Here is a 19,278-nt window from a genome sequence, read left to right as displayed (position 1 = left end):
GCGGAATGCTTACGCGGCCGGGCGCTTGAGCATCTGGTGATAGGTGATGTAGACCTCCTCCCGCTCATATCCCAAGGATTCATAAAGGCGCTGGGCGATCTGGTTGGTCGTGGCGGTGTCCAGCGTCAATCGCTGGGCGCCTTCGCGCGCGAAGTGGTCGGTGATGTAGTTCATCAGGTATCGCGCGTACCCTTGCTGCCGCGCGGCCTTGGCGATGTAGAGATCCGAAAGGTAGTAATAGGGCCGCATGGCCAGAGAGCATGTGGCCGGATAGAGCTGCGAGAAGCCGACGGGATTGCGGTCCCCGTCGAGCAGCAGAAAGATCTTCGAGCGTTCTTTCTCGAGGTTGGACTGGATGAAGGAACGAGAGGCCGCGAGGTCGTCTTCCTGTTCGTAGAAGATCCGGTAGTCGTTGAACAGGCCTGCCAGAACGTCGAGTTGTTCCAGGGTGCATTGGATGACTTGCATGTTGATTCCGTGCGTTAGTGGACTTGTCCGATTTCGACCTGGACACCATTGAGGTCCCGGAAGAAAAATGCCTTGTAGCCTCCCAGCTCGTGGGCCGTGTAGGGCTCCGGCGTGGTGGGGTCGATGCCCAGCGCCTTCACCCGTTGGAAAACGCCTTCGATGTCCTCGACCATGAACGCGAGATGGATGCCGCAGACGTCGCTGTGGGATGCCAGGAGATGCCGCCCCTTGGAGGAGTGGTGTTCGATGAGTTCGAAATTGCGCTGGCCTATGCGGGCCATGCACGAGTGGTAATCCGGCTTCTCGACCCGAATGATCTGCCCCACTCCGTCGCCGCTGATGTGGACCGGCTCCTCGTAGATTTCGACCGTGGTGATCTGTCGATAGAAGGCAATCGTGTCCGCGATGCTGTGGACTGTCAGGCCAATGTGGTTCAGCTGGGGGAGCAGGGGCGTTGTCATGGATGAGGTATCGCGTTGTACAGAAAATGGGGCGTGGGGTTATCGAGGAACTCCGAGAACCGGATGCGCACTCCGAAGCGTTCCTCGATGGCGCTCAGCAGGCGGATCGCCTTGATGGAGGTCCCGCCGGCCTCCTGGAAGTCGGAATGGGCATCCAGCGAACCCTGCGGGAGATCCAGGATTTCCTCCCAGAGGGACAGGATGGGTTCGCAGGGCCGGCTGGAAGCACCCGCCGCAAGCCGTGGCGTGGTGGCTGGCAGGGCATCGAAATCTACTTTGCCGCTGGCCTTGAGGGGAAGCTGCTGTATCGGTATGAAGCACTGCGGGACCTTGTAGTCGCTCAAATACTGGGCAAGCTGCTGGCGCAGTGCGTCCAGCCCTATCTGCGGCGGCAGCACGACATAGGCGACCAGCTGCCCGTCCGGCGACAGCCTGACCGCCGCCTGCAGACACCCCGACTGCACCAGGGCGCCTTCGACTTCCTCGAGTTCCACGCGAAATCCTCGGACCTTCACCTGCCGGTCCAGACGTCCCAGGAAATGAAGATCGCCGCAGGCATCCCGTTCGACGATATCTCCGGTTTTGTAGAGGCGGCCTTCATCCACTTCGGGGCAAAGGACGAACTTCCGCGTGGTCGCCAGAGAGTCGCCCATGTACCCCTGTGACACCATCGGGCCGGCGACGTGCAGTTCTCCCCGAACTGCCGGCTGCATCTGTTCATCCAGGACATGCAACCGTGCGCCGTCGATAGCCTGCCCGATGTTGGTCCGCGCCTGACATGCCTCCATGCGCTTGAACGCCACGAGGACAGTGCACTCCGTGGGGCCGTAGAGGTTGTAGAACCGCCGCTCCGCCGCCCACGCCTGGATTACCGCAGGACTGCAGGCTTCTCCGCCCGTGAGCAGGGTCTCCAGGGTCGGGAACTGCTGCGGGTCGAGCACGGAGAGCATGGCCGGCGGCAGGAACGCCTGATGGATCCTGTGGCGCGCGCAGAACTCCGCGAGCCCGGTGGCGGACAGCCGCTGGTCGTCGCGGGGAATGCAGAGGGTGGCACCTGCCAGGAGCGCAGGGAAGATGTCCAGTACCGAGGCGTCGAAGTTGATCGTGGAGTACTGCAGTACCCGATGGGATTCCTTCAGCGCTATCTCGCGGAGCATCCAGTCGACGAGGTGCAGTACGCCGTCGTGCCGGATTTGCACGCCTTTCGGGCGCCCGGTGGATCCGGACGTGAAGATGGTGTAGCAGCGGTCCTGCCCCGTTGCACGACATGGGAATGCCCACGCTGCGGACTGCGATGGATGGCTGTCGGCGGCTTCGCCAGGCGGGGCAACGCATACCCCGGAGACCGGGAGCCGGGTGTCGGGCGCCGCCAGAACCAGCCTGCATCTGCAGGTCTCCAGGATGTGCGCCTGCAATTGCGCAGGGAGCAAGGGATCGACAGGAACATAGCTCGCGCCTGTGGCGAGGATGGCCAGGATCGACGCATAGAGATCGGTGCTTTTTCCCATGCAGATGCCGATGGCGTCGCTGCTGCCCGCTTCGCGGCCGAGGTGCGTCAGGAACCAGATGTCGATCGATCGGGCGATTTCTGCAATGCGCACGCCCAGGTCCTGGTAGCTGACCGTTTGTGCATCGGAGATGAGCGCTGCAGCTCGAGGCTGCCGACGCACGATTTCCGAAAGCCGGTGCATCACATTGGTCATGCACCCTCCCCGAAAACGTTGGTTCTTTCGAGGACGCAGGCGCCCCACTGGAACGGGCCGGCACTGAAAAGCATGGTTTTCTGGCCTGTGCCGACCGTTGTCAGGCGACCGGCGTGATGGAGGTTGATGAGGTTGTCCGAGCCGAAACAATGCGCGTGGCTGCCGATGGTGTGCGTGAATGCCTTCGCATAGTCCAGCCCGGCGATCTGGCAGTAGAGGCGGCTGATGTCGAGCGAATAGTTGTTGGAGATGAGCAGGTCTATCTCGTCGGCACGCATCGCCGCGCTTTCGAGGGTATCTTCGATAAGGCGGGCAATGCAGCGGATTTCTTCTTTGAAGGACGTCCGGATGGCTTGTCGTCCATCCCACTTGTTGATGATGCGCCCGACCAGTCGGTAATCCAGTGATGCCGGAGAACTGCTGAAGATGCATGCTGCGGCCGCATCGCCGGTGAGGTAGGGGAAGTCCGGGTTCTCCGCGTAGAGGCGTTGCAATCCGTCCTGTGCCTTGTCGAAACTGGCGACAAGAATGTGATCGCACTGTCCCGATTCGATCAGGCCCGTTGCGAGCTTCGCGGCCCAGTGAAAGCCCGCGCATCCAGCCATGCCCAACTGGTAGTGCGGAGCATGGCAAAGGTCCAGGCGGGCATCCAGGACGCCCAGCCAGCTTCCATCCAGGTTGTCCCGGGCGTCCAGCCCGTTGGATGTGAGGAAGACGGCGTCGATTTGCGATGCCTGCCGGCCGGCCGATGTCAAGCACTGAGTGATGGCAGATTCCGCCAGATCGGCGATGTCGTGGTCCCACTGGGGGAACGTGTCTGAACCGTGGTTCGGATTGCGCAGCCTGGCCCGCATGGCCTCGTCGCTGATCGCTTCTTCGAGAGGCACCAGCGGTCCCGCCGCGTAGCAGGCCGCTCCGATATGGACGGGTCTGCGTGGGACGGCGTTGTGTGAACGAGCCACCGTCATGCTGCTGTTTCCTGGCAGGGCACCTTCATTCCTTCCAATACAGCGGCTGCCGTACGGCGACCTTGAGGAGCTTCCGGGTCTGCCTCCACGTACCCTTGAATCCTTGAGGCAGCACGATGATGTCTCCGGCCGAGTAGGTCTTGCCCAAGCCATCTGTTCCGGTGACGGTCACCATGCCCTGAATGATGTGGATCACCTCTGTTTCCGGCCACGACAGGATTTCCAGATCCACTGGCTCGATTTCGCAGACCTCGATGGCTGCCACCTGGCCCGGAAGGGTGTAGGGAACGTGGCACCTGTATGTGAAGTGCGTGCCGTTTCGGGTGATGTAGTGCGGATCCCTGTCTGAAGCCTTGACGGCACGAGCCGTGGCGGGGACGGACTTCGAAACCAGTACCACCGGGCGTAAATCCGGTGCCGCTGCCGGGGAGAATGCGGGCGCTGCCTTGGCTCCTACGGCCAAGCGGACCGGTATCCCGGAATTCGCGGCCATGGCCGCGGGCGATCCCGCCAGGGATGAGCAAACAAGAAACAGGTACGTCACCGTGGCAAGGCGGGATTGAATTAAATGCATGTGCGGTAGGTTTTGAGGGGTCGCCAGGCAATGGGGGAAATCCGAGAAATAACTGCCAAAGCTTTTGATGTCGGGTATCGGGGTGAGTGGAGGTTTCCCCGGCAGATAGCGTCGGCGTGTGTCAGTGAGCTGCGGATTCAGGATGCGCGACTGCAGTATCCCTGGCTGGAGCGTCTGTCGAATCAGGAGGTGGAATGATTTTTTGACAACACATGGTGCGTATCACGGCGAGTCGAGTCGAAATGCCGGAGTGGCCGGTAGATGCGGTTCACAAGAAAAACACCTCGCGGACCGATAGCACGCACATGCATCGATTCGGAGGCGTGGATTTTCAGTCAATGCCCATTGGTATTTTTTGATTTTTCTGGTAATGCATCGTGGATTCGCTGCCATTTCTTGCAGCCAGAGAATACAACGGAATTATTAATCTGTCGCCTTGGTGACAATGGCAATAATATTGATTAAGTATAAAAATGATTATAAACGAAATATTGGGTGCGGCATGCAAGGACTGCCTGATTGCACGGGGGACTCGCAGGAAACTGGGGCAGGACCGGCCTGTGGCTGGCAGTCCGCGTGATCTCCGGGCAGGCCTTGCGCTGCGATGGCGGCCGCATTCCGCACCTGCGACGCCCCCGGCCTACACTGCAGACACGCCGGTTGCCTCCATACTGCCGGCTCGATGTTTCGCGGCGGGCGCCGGCATGGCGCGCCGCCTTTTCCGATCGACCGAGGTGGCGATGAGAGCTTGTATCGACATAGGGGGAACGAAGGTCGCGGTGGCGCTGGCGCCCGCGGGAACGGACCGGGCAACGCTCGTGGCGCGCCGCACCGAGCCGACCGTGAAGGAGGGGCCGCCCGACGCGCTGGCGCGCCAGTGCCTGCGCATGGTGGACGAGGCCTGTGCCGAGGCCGGCATATCGCGCGCGCAGCTGCAGTCCACCGGCGTGGCGAGCTGCGGGCCCTTCGTCCTGCAGGACGGCATGGTCGAGGTCTCCACCCCCAACATCTGCGGCGGCCTGCCGGGCGCCGACCGCAGCCTGCTGCCCAACGACTGGACGCGCATCCCGCTGCAGGCCCCGCTGGCCGAGGTGCTGCAGAACGTGAACGTGCAGAACGATGCGGTGGCCGCGCTCGTGGCCGAGCGCCGCTGGGGCGCACTGCAGGGGCTGGACCACTGCGCTTATGTCACCTGGAGCACGGGTGTCGGCGTGGGCCTGTGCGTGGATGGCATCGTGCTGCGCGGCAAGAACGGCAATGCGGGCCACGCGGGGCACAGCTTTTCCAGCGATGGCCCGCAGGACGCAACCTGCGGCTGCGGTAACGTGGCCGACGTGGAATCGCTGGTCGCGGGCAACGCGATTCCCCGGCGCTGGGGCCGCGATGCGGGTGGCCTGATCGGCGCCGCGCGCGAAGGCGATGCCGCCGCCGCCGAGGCCGTGTCGCAGATGTGCCGCGTGCTCGGCCGCATGCTCTACAACCTCGTCGCCATCCTGGACCTGCAGCGCATCAGCATCGGCGGGAGCGTGTTCCTGCACCACCAGGATTTCCTGCTGCCCCGGCTGCAGGCCGAAGTGTCGGGACACCTGCCCGCGCTCACGGGCGGCGTGCTGGTGGTGCCGGCCGGACTGGGGCACCAGATCGGGGATTACGCGGCGCTCGCCATGGCCGGCTGAGCGCAAGCCAGGGGCTGCCTGGCCGCAGCGGGCACCGTCCGCAGCCGCGGTCAGGGCCTGGCGGACGGGGTGCTGGCGGCCACGGCGACGCCGTAGAGCGCCAGCAGGCCCATGACGTGCCCGATGGCGACACCGGGCTCGCCCGATTCGATCCGGCCGATCGTCTGCACATGCACTCCGAGCCGCGCCGCGGCCGCGGCCTGGCCGTCGCCTGCCGCCAGTCGCGCCTGCTTCGCCGCCGCGCCCAGGGCGCGGATCACCTGCAGGGCGTCCTCGGAGATGTCAACGGAGATGCGTTTGCCTTGGGCCATGCGCGCATTGTGCCCGTGCCGGCTCTAGTCCTGGGCTTTTTCCAGGGCGTCCAGGAAGGTGCGCCGCCACCAGTGGATGTCGTGCCGGCGGATGCGGTCCATCAGGGCCTGGTGGCGCTGCTGGCGCTCCGCGAGCGGCATGCGCAGCGCGGTCTGGATGCAGTCGGCCATGCCCTGGGTGTCGTACGGGTTCACCAGCAGTGCTTCCTTCATCTGCTCCGCCGCGCCTGCGAAGCGCGAGAGCACGAGCACGCCGGGGTCTTCCGGGTCCTGCGCCGCCACGTATTCCTTGGCCACGAGGTTCATGCCGTCGCGCAGCGGCGTGACCAGCCCCACGGCCGAGGCCCGGCACAGCCCGGGCACGCGCTTGCGGGCCACGGTGCGGTGGATGTAGCGCACGGGCATCCAGTCCAGGTCGCCGTGGTCGCCGTTGATGGCCCCGCACAGTCCCTCGAGTTCGTGCCGCAGGTCGGCATAGGCGTTCACGCTGTCGCGCGTCGGGGACGCGATCATGATGAGCGTGGCGCTGTGCTGGTTCTCGGGATAGCGCGCCAGCAGTTCGCGGAAGGCCCGCACCCGTTGCGGAATGCCCTTGGAGTAATCCAGCCGGTCGATGCCCATCAGCAGGCGCCGCCGCGAATACTCGTCCTTCATCGCCTCGTAGGTCTGCACCGCGTCCGGCGCGGCGGTGAGGCGCGCGAACTCGTCCACGTCGATGCCGATCGGGAAGGCACCCACCTGCACCGTGCCGCCGAAGGCGCGCAGCCGCTGCGGGCCCACGCTCTCGGCGCCGCCCTCGTTGCTCAGGTACTGCGTGAAGTGGGACACGTCGGCCTCGCTCTGCAGGCCCACGAGGTCGTAGGCGAACAGCGAGCGCATCAGCCACTCGTGCTGCGGAATGGCCGCCATGATGAGCGGCGGCGGCACGGGAATGTGCAGGAAGAAGCCGATGCGCTGCTTGCAGCCGAGTGCGCGCAGCTCGGCCGCCAGCGGGATCAGGTGGTAGTCGTGCACCCAGAGGATGTCGTCCTCCTTCAGCAGCGGCAGCAGCTTGCGCGCGAACATCTGGTTCACGCGCCGGTAGCCCGCGATGTAGCCCGCATTGAAATCGGCCAGGTCCAGCCGGTAGTGGAACACCGGCCACAGCACGCTGTTGCTGTAGCCCGCGTAGTAGCTGTCGTGGTCCTCCTGGCACAGGTCCACCGTGGCCAGCGTCACGCCGCCGGCCTGCCGCGTCTGCAGCTTGCCCTCGCCGGGCACGCCGTCCTCGGTGATGGTGCCGCTCCAGCCGAACCACATGCCGCCCGTGCGGCTCAGCGTCTCGCCCAGGGCCACGGCCAGTCCCCCTGCGGCGGGTTTGCGGGGATCGGCGATGCGGTTGGAAATGACGACGAGTCGGCTCATGGGAATTCCTTGTTGTTCAATCCAGGCGGGGTGCCGTCAGATCACGCTGTCCCAGGGCGCCGACAGGCGCATGGCGGCATTGATGATGCCCACCATGGAATAGGTCTGCGGGAAGTTGCCCCACATCTCGCCCGTCTGCGCGTGCGTGTCTTCCGACAGCAGGCCCAGAGGGTTGCGGGCGGCGAGCATGGCCTCGAAGATCTCCCGGGCCTGGCTGCGGCGGCCGATGCGGGCCAGCGCGTCGATGCGCCAGAACGTGCAGATGTTGAAGGCCGTGTCGGGCTTGCCGAAGTCGTCCGCCGCCTCGTAGCGGCGCATGTAGGGGCCGTCGCAGAGCGTCTGCTCCATGGCGTCCACGGTGCTCACGAAGCGCGGGTCGCGCGGGTCGATCAGGCCCACCTCGGCCATGAGCAGCACGCTGGCGTCCAGCTCGCTGCCGCCGAAGCTTTCGGCAAAAGCCTGGCGCTTGTCGCTCCAGGACTTCTCCAGGATCTCGTCCTTCATGCGCCGTGCGTGGCCGTGCCAGTAGCCGGCGCGGTCGGTCAGCTGCAGCGAGTCGGCGATCTTGGCCAGGCGGTCGCACGCGGCCCAGCTCATGAGCGCGGAAGAGGTATGCACCCGCGCGCGCGTACGCAGCTCCCACATGCCGGCGTCGGGCGTGCCGTACACCTTCACCGCCAGCTCGCCGATCTGCTCCATGCGCGCGAACTCCGCCGGCCCGGCCGGATGCAGCAGGCGCCGGTCGTGGAAGGCCTGGGCGGCGCCGAGCACGATGTTGCCGTACACGTCGTGCTGGAAGTGCTCCGCCGCCTGGTTGCCCACGCGCACCGGGCCCATGCCGCGGTAGCCGGCCAGTTGCGGCACGAAATACTCGGGCAGCTCGCGCTCCAGCCCGATGCCGTAGAGCGGCTGGATGTGGCCGCTGCTGGTCTCCACCACCACGTTGCTCAGCCAGCGCAGGTAGTCCTCCATCGTGGCCGTCTCGGACAGGCTGTTGAGCGCGCGCACCACGAAGAATGCGTCGCGCAGCCAGCAGTAGCGGTAGTCCCAGTTGCGGCCGCTGTGGGCGGACTCGGGGATGCTCGTGGTCATGGCCGCAACGATCGCGCCCGTGTCCTCGTAGAGCGAGAGCTTGAGCGTGATCGCCGCGCGGATCACGGCGTCCTGCCATTCCAGCGGCACCGCCAGGCGCTGCGTCCATTGGCGCCAGTAGGCGACGGTTTCCTGCTCGTAGGAGCGGGCGGTGTCCGCGATGCCGTAGGGCAGCGATTCGTCCGCCCCCAGCAGGAAGTTGTACTCGCGCGATAGGACGAACGGCTGGCCGGAGAGCACGTGCGAGAGCGGGGCATCGGTGTTCAGCCGCAGCGTCTGGTCCGCGCCCACGAAGCGCACGTGGTTGCTGCCGCGCGTGATGGCGGGCTTCTCGCTGCCCCAGCCGAAGCGCACGTTCGCCGTCACGCGGATGCGCGGCGAGCCTTGCACGGGGCGTATGCGGCGCACCAGCAGCATCGGGCGGAAGAAGCGCGAGCGCGCTTGGAAGCGCGGCGCGAAATCGGTCACCTCGATGCTGTTGCCGGATCGATCGGTGAGGCGCGTGCGCAGCACCGCGGTATTGGGCTCGTACCACTGGCGGCTCTCGACCTGGTCTTCCAGTTCGATCGCGAAGCGGCTGCCCTGTTCGCCGGGCTGGATGAGGGCGTTGAACACCGGATCGCCGTCGAAGCGCGGCAGGCAGCACCACACGATGTGGGCGTTGGCGTCCACCAGCGCGCTGACCGAGCAGTTGCCCACCATGCCGAGCGACAGCGAGGCCTCCCCGGGCGCAGTGAAGCCCGGCGGGCGCGGCAGCGGGTCGTGCGACAGCCCGAGGTTGCCGTCGGCGAAGGGCGGTGCGCTGGCCGCGGCGGCGGCCGCAGCGCCGGCGGCGGCGGATGCCGGGGGCGGGGAGGATGCAGGCGGTGTCGGGGTGGGAGAGGTCATGCGGGAAACCCTTCCGGCGATGCCATCTGGAACAGCCATTCGCGCAGTTCCGTGGTGTCGTCGCAGCGCGCCAGCGCACGGGTGTCGCCGGCTCCGATCTTGATGCCGATGCCGCCGAGCGCCTGTGCGGCATCGAAGCCGTATTCATCGGTCACGTCGTCTCCCGCGAACACGGGGATGCGGCCCGCGAAGGGCGCCTGGCGCATGAAATCCGCGATCGCCCGGCCCTTGTTCGGCCCGGAGGGCTTGATCTCCAGCACGCACTTGCCCTGCATGATTTCCAGCCCGGGCGCCTGCGCCAGCGCATGCTCGAGCGCCGCGCGGCACAGCGGCTCCAGCTCCACCGCCTGGCGGTAGTGCAGGGCCATGCCCGCGCTCTTGCGCTCCAGCACCAGCGCGGGATAGCGGTCCAGCAGCGGCTGTACGGCGCGCACCACGGGGGCGAGGTCGGGCGCCGGCACGCCGCCGGTGACGCCGTTGCCCATCCGGTACTGGGCTCCGTGTTCGCAGGCCAGCGGCAGCTGCAGGGGGCTGAGGAAGTGGTCGATATCGGCCTGCGTGCGGCCCGTGGCGATGGCCAGGGCGCCATCCAGGCGTTCGTGCAGGACCCGCAGGGCCGGCACCACGCCAGGATGTACCTGCACCGCATCGGGGTGCGGTGCAATGTCGGCAAGCGTGCCGTCGAAGTCGAGAAACAGCGCATGGCGCGCGGTCAGCAACGGTGGCTTTTGCATTGGCACATACCTTACCAGATGGCATTGCCGAGCCTGTAGGCGGCGAGGCAGGCGCCCTGTAGGCGTGCCGCAGCCGCTGCGGGCGTGGCTTGAAAACACGCGTGTCGCCGCGCATCTGCCGCCATGTCCGAATCCCCGCACATCGTCTGCCCGCACTGCCACACCACCAACCGCATCGCGGCCGAGCGCCTGGCCGCGCCGCCCGGCACGGTCGAGGCGGACTGCGGGCAATGCCACCAGCCCCTTTTCACGGGCGAGCCCGCGGTGCTCGATGATGCGTCCTTCGGGCGCCATACCGGACGCAGCCATATTCCGGTGGTGGTGGATTTCTGGGCGCCCTGGTGCGGGCCCTGCCGCACCATGGCCCCGGCCTTCGCGCAGGCGGCACGGACGCTCGGGCCGGGCGTGCAGCTCGCCAAGCTCGATACCGAGGCGCATCCCGCCATCGGCGCGCGCCTGGGCATCCGCAGCATCCCGACGATGGTGATGTTCCGCCAGGGGCGGGAGGTCGCGCGCATCTCCGGCGCGCTGGGTGCCAACGACATCGTGCGCTGGGTGCGGACGGCCGGCGGCGCCTGAGGCCGCGGCGCCGATGGAAGGGGCCCGTCAGGCTCCGGCCGCCGGCGGCTGCGCCGCCATCCACTCCTGCACCGCGTCGCCGCGCGCCCGGCGGATCCATTCGCCCACCTGCGGGCCGGACGCGCCGCGGCCCTGGGCCCGCGCGGCCACGGCCGCGGTATCGACGGAGCGTGCCGCCTGCAGTGCGCCCAGCAGGCGCTCGCGCTGCGGATAGGGTGTTTCCTCGAACCCCAGCCGGCCGCGCGCGTCGCATTCGCAGGCCAGCAGCACATCGGCGAAACGGGCGGGCTTGCGCAGCGCGTCGCAGCGCTCCAGCAGCCGCACCAGGGCCGCTGCGCCCAGTTCGGCGCTACGGTGGATGTTGCCGTGCTCGCGCGCCACCACGTCCGCGGTCTCGCGGCATTCCACCGGCACCCGCAGGCGCTCGCACACATCGGCCAGCAGGGTGGCGCTGCGCTGCTCGTGCCCGATATGGCGCGGCAACACGCCGGCCGGCGTCGTGCCCTTGCCCAGGTCGTGGACCAGGCAGGCGAAACGCACCGGCAACGCCGCCTGCAGCCGCGCGGCCATGTCCAGCACCATCATCACGTGCACGCCGGTATCCACCTCGGGGTGGTATTCGGCGCGCTGCGGCACGCCCCAGAGCCGGTAGAGTTCGGGCAGCAGCACCGCCAGGGCGCCGCAGCCGCGCAGCACCTCGAACATGCGCGACGGAGCGGCTTCCATCAGGCCCCGCGCGATCTCCTGCCAGACACGCTCGGGCACGAGGTCGGCGGCCTCGCCGGCCTCGACCATCTCCCGCATGAGTTCCATCGTCTCGGGGGCGACCGAGAAATCGGTGAAGCGCGCGGCGAAGCGCGCCACGCGCAGGATGCGCACCGGGTCTTCGCGGAAGGCGTCGGTCACGTGGCGCAGCAGCTTCGCCTGCAGGTCGCGTGCGCCGCCGTAGGGATCGACCAGTTCCCATGCCGCAGGATCCTCGCCGCGTACCGCCATCGCGTTGATGGTGAGGTCGCGGCGCGACAGGTCCTGCTCCAGCGTCACGTCCGGGGCCGTGTCCACGACGAAGCCGCGGTAGCCGCGCCCGCTCTTGCGCTCGGTGCGCGCCAGCGCGTATTCCTCGCGCGTCTCGGGGTGGAGGAAGACGGGAAAATCCCGCCCCACGGGCAGGAAGCCGCGCGCGGCCAGGTCGTCGGGCGTGGCGCCTACCACCACCCAGTCGCGGTCGTTCACCGGGCGGCCCAGAAGCCGGTCGCGCACGGCGCCGCCCACCATGTAGATCTGCATGCGGGCAGTGTACGGCGGCGGGCGGCGCCCCCGCGTGCGCTGCGCGGGCACCGGCCGGTATATTCGCGGCGATCCTTCCTGCCTGTCCGCCATGTCTCTTTCTTCCTCCCTCACCATCGCCCAGATGAACCCCGATGGCAGCGTGCCCGTGCCCGAATCGTCGGATGCGGCCGCCAACGCCGCCGTGGAGGCGCTGCGGCGCGAGGAAGAGGCCGAGGCCTTGAAGCAGCGGCTGGAATCGCTGCAGGAAGTGCTGGACAAGCCGCTCAGCGAGATCCTGGCCGAGCGCGACCGGTTCAAGGAGACGGCCGCGGCCTGGGACGCCTTCGCCGCGATGTGGGTGCTGTCGCAGCGCGCCATGCGCAGCGTGGCGATGGAGCTCGCCGCGGCGCAGGGCGTGCCCGAGCAGGAGGTGGTGGCCCGCGCGCTGGCCTGCGCGAACCGGGTGCTCAATACCGAGGACGAGGACCTGGGCGGCTCCATCGCGCCGGCGCAGATGGCGCACATCGCGCGGCACCGGGCCTTCCTGCGCAAGCAGTTCCGCCAGGGCTGACTCCGGGCGGGAGCGGCCGGGACCGCGACGGCCCGGGGGCGTTCAGCGCCCGAGCCGGTAGGGTTCCTCGAAGTCCAGGAAGTCCTGTTCGGCCAGCGCCGCGTCGATCCACGCCTTCACGCCCGGCCGCGAGGCCACGTGCTCCACATACGCGGCGATCGGCTCCGGCACCGGCAGGGCATAGGTGCGCAGGCGCATGCAGACGGGTGCGAAGAAGGCATCCGCGATGGTGAACCGGTCCCCGAAGAGCAGCGGGCCGCCGTGCTCGCGCAGCAGGGCGCCCCACATCTCCACGAGGCGCTGCACGTCGGCACGCACGCCGGGGCGGTCGCGCCAGAGCAGGGCGCCCGTTTCGGGCAGGTGGGCCTCGATGTTCATGGGGCAGGCGCTGCGCAGCGCGCCGAAGCCGCTGTGCATCTCTGCGGCCACGCTGCGCGCCTGTGCACGGGCCGCCGCGTCCTGCGGCCACAGATGCTTGTCGGGATGGCGTTCCGCGAGGTATTCGGCGATGGCCAGCGTGTCCCACACGGTGATGTCGCCATCGACGAGCACGGGCACCTTGCCGGTGGGGCTCACGTCCTGCAGGGCCTGCTTGAAGCGCGAGCCGGGCTCGAAGCTGTCGAAGCGCACGGCCACTTCCTCGAAGGGAATGCCGGCCTCGCGCAGCAGCACCCAGGGGCGCATGGACCAGGAGGAGTAGTTCTTGTTGCCGATGTAGAGCTGGAGCATGGACCGCACTCGCAGGGGTGGAAAGGGAAGGCCGATGCTAGGGCCATGCGCCGCCCCTGCCAATGCCGTATGTCCCGCCGATTGATACATGCCGCGCATCAATGCGGCACCGGGCGGCCTGCGGCACAATCCGCCCCCAGCTTTTTTCGCGATCCGTGCCGGTCTTCCCGTTCTTCCGCCTGCTGCTGTTGCGCGCCGTCCTGGCCTGGCTCTGCCTGGCGCTGGTGCACCCGGCCGCGCGTGCGGGTACTGTCGAGCCGGCAGTGCTCGCTGCGCGCGAGGGCGGTGTCTCGCTCGTGCCCCACATGGAGGTGCTGGAAGACCCGGGGCGCCGCCTCGGCATCGGCGATGTGCTCGCGCCGGAGAACGCGGCGCGCTTCGTCCATCCCGACGATCCCCTGCGGGGCGCCGAGGCCGACCGGGTGCTCTGGTTCCGCGTGCAACTGCGCCTGGCCGACCCGGGGGACGCGCAACGCGAATGGCTGCTGGTCGTGCCCACGGTGTCCACCCACGAGCTGCGCTTCTATGGGCCCTACGGCCCGGATGGCCGCGCGCTGGCGCCGCCGGTGGTGACGGGCATGCGCCATCCGTGGGCCACGCGGCCTGCGGGATCGGAGCAGATGGCCTGGCGCTTCCGGCTGCCGGATGCGCAGACCTACACGGCGTATTTTCGGGTGGAATCGACCTTCGCGCGCTTCTACGCGGTCACGGCCTGGGACCTGGCCGACTATCTGCAGGCCACCCAGGACAAGCGCATGTTCGACGGTGCCTGCTATGGCCTGCTGCTGGGCCTGCTGGCCTTCAGCCTCGCGATGCTGCTGGTGTTCCGCGAGGGCATCTATGCCTGGTATTCGCTCTCGTGCGCCTGCGCCCTGCTGGCGCTGGCCAGCCTGAACGGGCATGCGCTGCGCTACCCGTTCGCGCACTGGCCGGCGGCGGCGGGGCTGTTCTACACCCTCGCGCCCCCGCTCTGGGCCATGTCCAAGCTGCTGTTCGGGCGCAGCCTGCTGCGCCTCTCGCGCTATGCGCCGCGCATCGACCGCCTGGTGCTCGTCCTGGTCGCGGTGCTGGGCGCGGCCACCGTGTACGGGCTTTTCGGTCCCCATCCGCTCTGGTTGTTCCGGGCCGTGCAGGCGTCGGTAATGGTGTCCACCGTGGTGCTGGCCGCCGGGGCGCTGATCGCGGTGCGCCGGCGCTACTGGCCCGCCGTGCTCTACAGCGCCGGCGTGCTGCTGCTGTTGCTGGGCATCTGCGCCATCATCGTCGCGAGCTGGGGCTGGGTGGCCTGGACGCCGGGCCAGATGGACCTGACCCAGGCCGCACTCGTGGCGGAAGCCGTCATCTTCGCCGCCGCCATGGCATCGCGCCTGCGCCTGCTGCGCATGTCCGAACAGGCGCTCGGCCGGCGCACCCGCGAGCTGGTGGAGGTGCTGGGCACGGACGCCCTCACGGGCGCGGCCAACCGCGCCGGGCTGGCGCGCCGGGCCGAAGCGGCGCTGGAGGCCGGCGAACCGTTCACGCTCATGCTGCTGGACCTGGACGGCTTCAAGGCCGTGAACGACACCCACGGCCACGCGGCGGGCGACGCCGTGCTGGTGGCCCTGGTGCCGCGCCTGCGGGCCCTGCTGCGCGAAGGAGACCTGGTCGCACGCCTGGGCGGCGACGAATTCGCCGTGCTCCTGGTCGGGGCGCCGCCCTGCACGGCCCTCGCGGACAAGGCCCGCGCCATGGCCCGGGCCGTGGCAGTCCCTCTCGGCTTCGAAGGCCGGAACCTGTCCGTGGGCCTCAGCGTGGGCATCGCCAGCCATCCCGGCGACGGCCAGACCCTGGAATCCCTGCTGCGCGCCGCCGACGCCGCCATGTACGCCAGCAAGCGCCGCGGCCGGAACGGCGGCGCAGAATGCTTCGCCTTCGCGAGCGACCTGGCCCCGCCGCCCTGACTTCCAAGCCCCATCCTTTGCCCAAAAGCACAGCCTTGGAACCGCACGGCCTCACCCGTCAGAAGGCCGCGGAGCAGGCCATGCCAGCAGGCGCCGCGGAACCGGCTTTGCCGGGCCGCTGGCGTCGTCCCCCCGGGGGGAAGGCGCCGAAGGCGACTCAGGGGGGAGCCTATTTCATCGGCCAGACGACTCCGTTGTCGTTCAGGATGGCGTCGAGCGGCAGGTCGTGCGGCTCCGGCTCGAAATCCTCCAGGAAGCCGTGGGTGAACCCCAGGCCCACGGTGGTGGGCACCGGGTACAGCGTGGCCAGGGTCCGGTCGTAGAAGCCACCGCCATACCCCAGGCGGTAGCCGCCGGGGCCGTAGCCCACGCAGGGCACGAACAGGAGGGTGGGCACGATGATCTCGGTGTCCTTGGGCTTCGGGATGCCGTAGGCATCCTCTTCCATCGGGCAGCCGGGATACCATGCATGGAAGGTAAGCGTCTTGTGTTCCTTGTTCACCACCGGCAGGCCGATGCGGCGGCGCTGCGGCTCGTCCAGCAGTTCGCCGTCCTCCTTCCAGCGGTGCAGCGCGGGCAGGGGATCGAACTCGCCCTTGATGGGCCAGTAGGCGCCGATCACGGTGTCCGGGCGGTCCACCAGCCAGATGCGCATCACGCGCTGCAAAAGGTCCGCACGCTGTAGGCGGTCCGGCAGGTTCAGGCGTTCCTCGATCAATGCGCGTCGCAGGGCTGCTTTGTCCATCACATAATTCCCCAATGCAATTGCTCACGATTCTGACACCGCTCCTGGCCGCCGCGGCCTTCGCTACCGCCGCGGCGCCTGTCCAGGCTCAAAACCGGGGCGACGAGGCGCTGTTACAAATGCAGCAGGCCTACCGCAAGGGCGACCGCGCGCGGCTCACGCAGTTGCTGCCGGACCTGCGCGGGCACGTGCTGGAACCGTGGGGAGCGTACTGGGAACTGCGCGCCCGCCTCGACCAGGCCACGCCGCAGGAGGTGGCGGGCTTCCTGCAGCGCTTTGCCGGCACCTACCAGGAGGACCGCCTGCGCAACGACTGGCTGCTGCTCGTCGGCCAGCGGCGCGACTGGGCGCAGTTCAGCGAGCTGCACGCCCTCTACCGCATGAACGACGACCGCGAGGTGCGCTGCTACGCGCTGCTGGTGGACCAGATCAAGGGTTCCGCGGCCTCCGGCGCGGCCGACGAGGTGCTGCGCAACTGGTATGCGCTGCGCGAGGCCGACGACGGCTGCACGCACGCGGCGGCCGAGTTCTATTCCGACAAGCGCATCGCGGCCCTGGACGTGTGGCGCAAGGCCCGGCTGGCGGCCGAGGCCAACCGGGCGCGCGCCACGCGCAACGCGGTCGAGATCGTCGCGCCCGAGGCGCTGCCGATGCTGCGCGAGGTGTTCGACGCCCCCGCCAAGTTCCTCGCGAGCCGTGCCACGGCACCGGGCCGCATGCGGCAGGAACTGGTGGTGCTGTCGCTCATCAAGATGGCGATGTCCGACACAGGCACTGCGGCCCGGCTGCTGGACTCCAAATGGGGCCCGCTGCTCACTCCGGAGGAGCGCAACTGGGTCTGGGGCGTGATCGGCAAGCAGTCCGCCGTGGCGCTGTCGCCGGATGCGCTGGGCTATTACGGAAACGTCTCCAAGGATGCCGACCTGACCGACGACATGCTCGGCTGGAAGGTGCGCGCAGCCCTGCGTGCAGGGCAGTGGAAGCAGGTGGCCCGCGCCATCGACGCGATGAGCCCGGCCGGGCGGCAGGATCCTGCCTGGACCTACTGGCGCGCGCGGGCCTGGCTGTCCAACCGCCCGGGCGACGAGGACCGGGCGAAGGCGCGCGAACTGCTCGAGCGCATCGCGGGCCCCGGCGGCTTCTATGAGCAGCTGGCGCTGGAAGAGCTCGGCCAGCGCGTGGTCCCGCCCGCGCCGCCGCTGCCGCCCACGCCCGAGGAAAAGGCCGCCGCGCGCGCCAATCCGGGCTTCGTGCGCAGCCTATATGCCATCGGCCTGGGGCTGCGGCACGAAGGCGTGCGAGAGTGGAACTACACCACCAACCTGCACTCGCCGGGCGGCATGGGCGACCGCGAGCTACTGGCCGCCGCCGACCTCGCCTGCCAGCGCGAGATCTGGGACCGCTGCATCAACACCAGCGAGCGCACCAAGTCCTTCACGGACGTGGGCCAGCGCTTCCCGATGCCGTTCCGCAACAACGTCGTGGCGCGCGCACAGTCCATCGGGCTCGATCCCGCCTACGTCTATGGCCTCATCCGCCAGGAAAGCCGCTTCATCATGGATGCGCGCTCGGGGGTCGGCGCGTCGGGCCTGATGCAGGTCATGCCCGCCACCGCGCGCTGGACGGCCCGCAAGATCGGCATGGCGGATTTCACGCCCGACCAGATCAACGACCGCGACACCAACATCGCTATCGGCACGGCCTACCTCAAGCTCGCGCTCGACGACTTCGACGGCTCCATGCCCATGGCCGCGGCTGCCTACAACGCCGGCCCCGGCCGGCCGCGCAACTGGCGCAACGGACCGGTGCTCGAGGCCGCGATCTGGGCCGAGAACATCCCCTTCTCGGAAACGCGCGACTACGTGAAGAAGGTGCTCTCCAACACCACGATGTATGCCGCGATCCTGACGGGCCAGCCCCAGTCGCTCAAGGGCCGGCTCGGCAACGTGGGCCCGCGCGACGCCGCCACGCCGGACCCGAGCCGCGAGCTGCCCTGACCGGGCACGGACGCGGGCGCCACGCGCGCTGCGTCCTGCGGCAGCGCCGGGCCGGCCGCTGCCGCTCCCTTCAGGCGTTGTGCAGTGTCTCCCCGTCCAGCCGGGCGGCGCCGCTGCGCACCAGTTCATGCACCAGTGCCTCCTGCCACGCCGCGCGGGGCTGGTCCGCGAAATGGCCGGCATGGAGCAGGCCGAAATACGGCGTCGCACCGGCCCAGGCATGCAGCCGGGCGAGCGGCACGCTCTGCCATTCGAGCAGCTTGTACTTGAGCAGCACCATGGCGGCGTAGAGCGCGTGCCGCTCCGGGGCGCGCACGAAGCCGTCGAGCCGGCGCCGGGCCGCATCGAGCGCGGCCGCCACGTCCGTGAACACGGAGCCGTGCCCCGGCACGACGGTGCGCGGAGCCAGCCCGGCGATCAGGTCCAGCGTGGCCGCCACGTCCGCGAAGGCGTGCTCGCCTTCCAGCTCGGGGAAGACCACGCCGAAACCGTTCTGCCAGAGGGCATCGGCCGAAAGCAGCACCCGGTGCCGGGGCTCGAACAGCACCACCGAATGGGTGTCGTGCCCGGGTGCGGCATGGATCTGCCATTCGTGCGCGCCCAGGTGCACCGTGCCTCCCGGCTCCAGCAACCCGCCCATGCGGAAGGGCGGGCAGTCCTGCCCCGTGGGCGTATAGCTCAGGGCCTGCGGATTCCAGTCGCGCACGTGTTCGGCCTGCCCGGGCGGCACCAGGATGCGGGCCTCCGGCCAGGCCTGCTGCAGCGCCGCGTTGCCGCCGCAGTGGTCGCTGTGCAGGTGGGTGTTGGCGATGAGCGCGAGGGGCCGCCCCTCCAGGGCCGCCGCCACCAGGGACACCGTCTGGCCGGCATGCACACAGTAGCCCGTGTCCACGACTGCCGCCGCGTCGTCGCCCACGCAGACGATGTTGTTGGCCGAAAGCCATCCGCGTTCGAGCACCGTGGTGCCGGGCGGCAGGAGCGGCGGGGTGCCGCCGATGGGGGCCTGGGGCGTGGGGGTTTGCATGGAAAGAGCCTCTGCGGGAAAGTATGGCACCGGCCCTGCCGTTCATCCATCCGGCGCAACCCTTCGCGCCGCCCCGGCGCAGGCCGTCGCACCGCGCTCGCCCGTGCGGCACGGAGGCCCGACAGTGCGTCATCGCCGTACCGCT

Annotated in this window: 18 protein-coding genes; 5 read left to right on the top strand and 13 right to left on the bottom strand. The window is 68.6% G+C overall.

Annotated features, from left to right (window positions below; genetic code table 11):
- Positions 1-9: 9 nt before the first annotated feature.
- From ACAV_RS20295 to ACAV_RS25150, 5 genes are read right to left on the bottom strand one after another with little or no spacing between them, the layout of a single operon-like run.
- Positions 10-468 carry a GNAT family N-acetyltransferase gene (locus tag ACAV_RS20295; protein WP_013596454.1) on the bottom strand — a complete coding sequence of 153 codons (459 nt, stop codon included), beginning with the start codon at positions 466-468 and terminating at the stop codon, positions 10-12.
- A 14-nt stretch (positions 469-482) separates the two neighbouring features.
- Positions 483-929, bottom strand: a complete 447-nt coding sequence (locus tag ACAV_RS20290; RefSeq protein WP_011797231.1) for a VOC family protein — start codon at positions 927-929, stop codon at positions 483-485.
- Positions 926-2,632 (bottom strand): non-ribosomal peptide synthetase, encoded by a 1,707-nt coding sequence (locus ACAV_RS20285; RefSeq protein ID WP_013596453.1) that lies wholly within the window; start codon positions 2,630-2,632, stop codon positions 926-928. The genes ACAV_RS20290 and ACAV_RS20285 overlap by 4 nt, the downstream gene beginning before the upstream one ends.
- Complete coding sequence (locus ACAV_RS20280) at positions 2,629-3,600, bottom strand: 3-oxoacyl-[acyl-carrier-protein] synthase III C-terminal domain-containing protein (protein ID WP_013596452.1); 972 nt, start codon at positions 3,598-3,600, stop codon at positions 2,629-2,631. Before ACAV_RS20280 ends, ACAV_RS20285 begins: the two co-directional genes overlap by 4 nt.
- A 25-nt stretch (positions 3,601-3,625) precedes the next feature.
- Positions 3,626-4,093, bottom strand: a complete 468-nt coding sequence (locus ACAV_RS25150; RefSeq protein WP_011797228.1) for a cupin domain-containing protein — start codon at positions 4,091-4,093, stop codon at positions 3,626-3,628.
- A gap of 821 nt (positions 4,094-4,914) precedes the next feature.
- Here ACAV_RS25150 and ACAV_RS20270 point away from each other — a divergent pair.
- Complete coding sequence (locus ACAV_RS20270) at positions 4,915-5,850, top strand: ROK family protein (RefSeq protein WP_013596450.1); 936 nt, start codon at positions 4,915-4,917, stop codon at positions 5,848-5,850.
- A 50-nt stretch (positions 5,851-5,900) separates the two neighbouring features.
- Here ACAV_RS20270 and ACAV_RS20265 read toward each other — a convergent pair whose 3' ends face one another.
- From ACAV_RS20265 to otsB, 4 genes are all read right to left on the bottom strand, one after another.
- Entirely contained in the window at positions 5,901-6,161 is a 261-nt protein-coding gene (locus ACAV_RS20265; protein WP_013596449.1) for a helix-turn-helix domain-containing protein, read from the bottom strand.
- A gap of 24 nt (positions 6,162-6,185) precedes the next feature.
- On the bottom strand, positions 6,186-7,565 hold the full coding sequence (gene otsA, locus ACAV_RS20260) for an alpha,alpha-trehalose-phosphate synthase (UDP-forming) (protein WP_013596448.1): 1,380 nt from the start codon (positions 7,563-7,565) through the stop codon (positions 6,186-6,188).
- 36 nt (positions 7,566-7,601) lie between these two features.
- Positions 7,602-9,359: a glycoside hydrolase family 15 protein gene (locus ACAV_RS20255; RefSeq protein WP_049791279.1), complete on the bottom strand. Its 1,758-nt coding sequence runs from the start codon at positions 9,357-9,359 to the stop codon at positions 7,602-7,604.
- A gap of 182 nt (positions 9,360-9,541) precedes the next feature.
- Positions 9,542-10,279, bottom strand: coding sequence for a trehalose-phosphatase (gene otsB, locus ACAV_RS20250; protein ID WP_013596446.1), 738 nt, complete (start codon positions 10,277-10,279; stop codon positions 9,542-9,544).
- Between the two features lie 123 nt (positions 10,280-10,402).
- Here otsB and trxC point away from each other — a divergent pair, with 123 nt between their 5' ends.
- Entirely contained in the window at positions 10,403-10,858 is a 456-nt protein-coding gene (gene trxC, locus ACAV_RS20245; RefSeq protein WP_013596445.1) for a thioredoxin TrxC, read from the top strand.
- Positions 10,859-10,885: 27 nt separating this feature from the next.
- On the opposite strand, the gene ACAV_RS20240 is transcribed toward trxC, so the two are convergent.
- The gene (locus ACAV_RS20240) at positions 10,886-12,145 is read right to left on the bottom strand and encodes a multifunctional CCA addition/repair protein (RefSeq protein WP_013596444.1); all 1,260 of its coding nucleotides are present in this window, start codon (positions 12,143-12,145) and stop codon (positions 10,886-10,888) included.
- A 91-nt stretch (positions 12,146-12,236) separates the two neighbouring features.
- Between ACAV_RS20240 and ACAV_RS20235 the strand changes: the two genes are divergently transcribed.
- The gene (locus ACAV_RS20235; RefSeq protein WP_013596443.1) at positions 12,237-12,698 is read left to right on the top strand and encodes a hypothetical protein; all 462 of its coding nucleotides are present in this window, start codon (positions 12,237-12,239) and stop codon (positions 12,696-12,698) included.
- Between the two features lie 42 nt (positions 12,699-12,740).
- On the opposite strand, the gene ACAV_RS20230 is transcribed toward ACAV_RS20235, so the two are convergent.
- The gene (locus ACAV_RS20230; RefSeq protein WP_013596442.1) at positions 12,741-13,427 is read right to left on the bottom strand and encodes a glutathione S-transferase family protein; all 687 of its coding nucleotides are present in this window, start codon (positions 13,425-13,427) and stop codon (positions 12,741-12,743) included.
- Positions 13,428-13,582: 155 nt separating this feature from the next.
- Between ACAV_RS20230 and ACAV_RS20225 the strand changes: the two genes are divergently transcribed.
- Positions 13,583-15,367, top strand: a complete 1,785-nt coding sequence (locus ACAV_RS20225; protein WP_244875493.1) for a sensor domain-containing diguanylate cyclase — start codon at positions 13,583-13,585, stop codon at positions 15,365-15,367.
- A 169-nt stretch (positions 15,368-15,536) separates the two neighbouring features.
- Here ACAV_RS20225 and ACAV_RS20220 read toward each other — a convergent pair whose 3' ends face one another.
- The gene (locus ACAV_RS20220; RefSeq protein ID WP_013596440.1) at positions 15,537-16,112 is read right to left on the bottom strand and encodes a 5-formyltetrahydrofolate cyclo-ligase; all 576 of its coding nucleotides are present in this window, start codon (positions 16,110-16,112) and stop codon (positions 15,537-15,539) included.
- Positions 16,113-16,126: 14 nt separating this feature from the next.
- On the opposite strand from ACAV_RS20220, the gene ACAV_RS20215 reads away from it, so the two are divergent.
- Positions 16,127-18,109, top strand: coding sequence for a lytic transglycosylase domain-containing protein (locus ACAV_RS20215; RefSeq protein WP_013596439.1), 1,983 nt, complete (start codon positions 16,127-16,129; stop codon positions 18,107-18,109).
- Between the two features lie 70 nt (positions 18,110-18,179).
- Here ACAV_RS20215 and ACAV_RS20210 read toward each other — a convergent pair whose 3' ends face one another.
- A complete protein-coding gene (locus ACAV_RS20210; RefSeq protein WP_013596438.1) occupies positions 18,180-19,133 on the bottom strand; it encodes an MBL fold metallo-hydrolase in 954 nt (317 codons plus the stop codon).
- Between the last annotated feature and the right edge of the window lie 145 nt (positions 19,134-19,278).

This window comes from Paracidovorax avenae ATCC 19860, from assembly GCF_000176855.2.
Classification (GTDB): Bacteria; Pseudomonadota; Gammaproteobacteria; order Burkholderiales; family Burkholderiaceae_C; genus Paracidovorax; species Paracidovorax avenae.
This window is presented reverse-complemented; position numbering and strand designations above follow the sequence as displayed.